We start from the raw sequence: 2,934 nt of genomic DNA on the forward strand, positions 1-2,934 counted from the left end.
AACGCGCATGCTGTCTGATGGCAGATCATAATGCCCTCTTGATTGAATTGCCGATACCGATTCAGTTACAATGAACGGTTTACGTCCCCATTTCTTTTGCACATGTTCCGACATCCAGATGCCCTGGTTGTAATTATAACCAATCAGGTCATTGATGCCCGATCGCAACAGCTGGTTATTATCATCTGTATGATTGTTGGCGGTAACGGTGGGCCGGTCGTCGAGACTGCGTACGATTTTTTGCATTTCGCGCAGCAACACCACGCCGGCGGTGTCACCGCCTTTCGCATGTTGTTCGGGAATTTCATTACCCAGGCTCCAGATAAATACAGAGGGGTGATTGCGGTCGCGCAATACCTGGTCTTTCAGGTCCTGCTTGTACCATTCGTCAAAGTCTTTGCTGTAATCGAAATCTACCTTGCGCTGCTTCCACATATCAAACGCTTCGTCCATAACAATAAAACCCATTTTATCGCACAGGTCGAGCAATTCAGGCGCCGGTGGGTTATGCGAGGTTCGAATACCATTCACCCCCATGCCTTTCAGGATCTGTAATTGCCGCTCTATAGCCCGGGTATTGATGGCTGTTCCCAAACAACCCAGGTCGTGGTGATTGCATACGCCTACAATTTTCACGTGTTTTCCATTGAGGAAAAATCCCTTGTCGACATCGAATTTATAACTGCGAATGCCAAATGTGGTGGTATACTCATCGGTGACCTTTCCTTTGCTCATCACTTTCGTAACCGCTTTGTAGAGATAGGGATTTTCCAGGCTCCACAGAACAGGCGCTGCTATACTGAATGTTTGCGGAAGGGTTTGTAAAGAACCGACATGCAGGCCTTTTTGTGTTTGCGTGCCCACAGGGGTGCCTGCTGCATTGATAATGGTTGTGGTAACATCACAATACTCGCCCGTGCCGGTTAATGAAGTGGTGACGGTAACTTTTGCCGAGGAAGCAGACACGGAGGGCGTAGTTACGTAGGTACCCCAGTTCTCAATATTGGTAGTGCCGGTTTTCACCAGCCATACATTGCGATAAATACCGCTGCCGCTGTACCAGCGGCTGTTGGGCTGCTGGCTGTTATCTACTTTTACGGCAATCACATTCTTTCCGCCATAATTCAAAAATTGCGAGAGCTCATAACGGAATGAAATATACCCGTTCGGCCGCATGCCCAGCGAATGTCCATTGATGAACACTTCGCTGTTGCGGTATACGCCGTCAAAATCTATATAAATGATCCTGCCTTTGTCGGTTGCAGGTATCGTAAATGTTTTGCGGTACCAGCCCAGCCCGCCGCGTAAGCAGCCACCGCTGTTATTGGTAGGACTTGTTGAATCGAATGGCAGCTCGATGCTCCAGTCGTGCGGCAGGTTCAGCTTACGCCAGGAGGCATCATTAAAATCGGCGTCTTTAGCATGGGCCACCTCACCCAAATGAAAGGTCCAGTTGTTATCAAAGTCTTCCCGCACCCGCGCTGATTGAGCATACAGGGAACATTGAAAAAACAGGATACTGATAACGAGTAATGAATATCGACTACGCTGCATGGTATTTATTTTCGGCAGCTAAAATACATATACCGTACCAATATCCTGGTATGCAAATGTTACAGTTTGGGGTTATTTTATATCCGGAACGGGGAACAGGATGCCGCCAAACAGCAGGTATGCCCATAACAAGGTCCAGAGGATGTTAAAGAACTGCGCCCCGATAAATGCCAGCGCCGGGCGGCCGCCTTCGGTTTTTACCAGGTCGCCAAACCGGGCTTCCAACCCAATAGATACAAAGGCAAGGGCAAACCATATGGTGCGAAGCCCTTTTAGTGTTCCACCTACATTGGCAGTAAGAGTTGTAGGGATCAGAAAAGAGAATACCAGGGAAGCAGCCACAAAGCCCAACACAAATTTTGGAAAGCGTTCCCATACCACGCCTATGCCCGGCGTTTCTGTCGTTTGTGACGTTGGGTTTTTGCGGTATGTCCACCAGATGGCTATGAAGAACGCAGCCACGCCAATCAATACATTCTGGGAGAATTTAACGATCACCCCGGCTTTGGCGGCCTTCTCCCCTACCAGTTCGGCCGCAGCTGATACAGTGGCCGTTGTATCCAGGGTTCCACCCAGCCAGGCGCCGCCAACGATCTCCGGCATATGCAGCACCTTAATAAGCCAGGGTTGCAACACCATCATGGGAACCGCTACCAGCAGCACGATCGTGGTTACATACGACAATTTCTTTTTATCGCCTTTAATGGCGCCGGCGGCCACAATAGCTGCGGATACGCCACAAATGGCCACAGCCGAGGCAAGGATAACGCCAAATTCATCGTCTACTTTTAATTTCCGGCTTATCCATAACGCTACAAACCAAACGACGCTCACCACCAGCACCGATTGCAAAAGACCGGGCATACCGGCTTTAATGATATCAGTGAACAAAGTGCCGGCGCCCAGGATGATCAATCCGGTTTTTATAAAGAATTCCGAGCGGGCTGCCTCTTTCAGCCAAACAGGTAATTTAATTACATTACCAAACAACAAACCCAGTACCAGGGCAAAGATCACATACTCCAAGCCGTAATAATCAACCAGTTTATTACCTGCAATCACCTGCGCAATAATGGCCAGTACATAGATCAGGGAGAACCCTGCCGCAAAATTCTTAATGCTGCCGCCTGATAAACCAATGGCGGTTCCACTCAGTACCAGGATGATTAACCAGGTTTGAAGGATCAACAGCATATTTTTAAACGATAATACTTTATCGATTAAATCACTGGTAGTCGCCCATTGATACCCCGGCAATTGCAATTTGAAACCGGTCACCAGCGTGGTTAAGAGCAGGATGGCAATGATGACGAAACCGCCAATGGTCACGGCCCAGATGTCTTCTGTAAATGCTGCAAAGAAGGGTTTCTTTGTGGGAAC

Annotated in this window: 2 protein-coding genes; both read right to left on the minus strand. The window is 48.6% G+C overall.

Annotated features, from left to right (window positions below):
* The coding region (locus ACJ751_RS05990; RefSeq protein WP_407744469.1) for a glycoside hydrolase family 2 TIM barrel-domain containing protein at window positions 1-1,554 on the minus strand (1,554 nt) is incomplete at its 3' end.
* A gap of 72 nt (window positions 1,555-1,626) precedes the next feature.
* Window positions 1,627-2,934 (minus strand): YeiH family protein (locus ACJ751_RS05995; protein WP_407744470.1); only part of this gene is annotated, 1,308 nt, incomplete at its 5' end.

The organism is Niastella sp., assembly GCF_045805085.1.
In the GTDB taxonomy this organism is placed as follows: Bacteria; Bacteroidota; Bacteroidia; order Chitinophagales; family Chitinophagaceae; genus Niastella.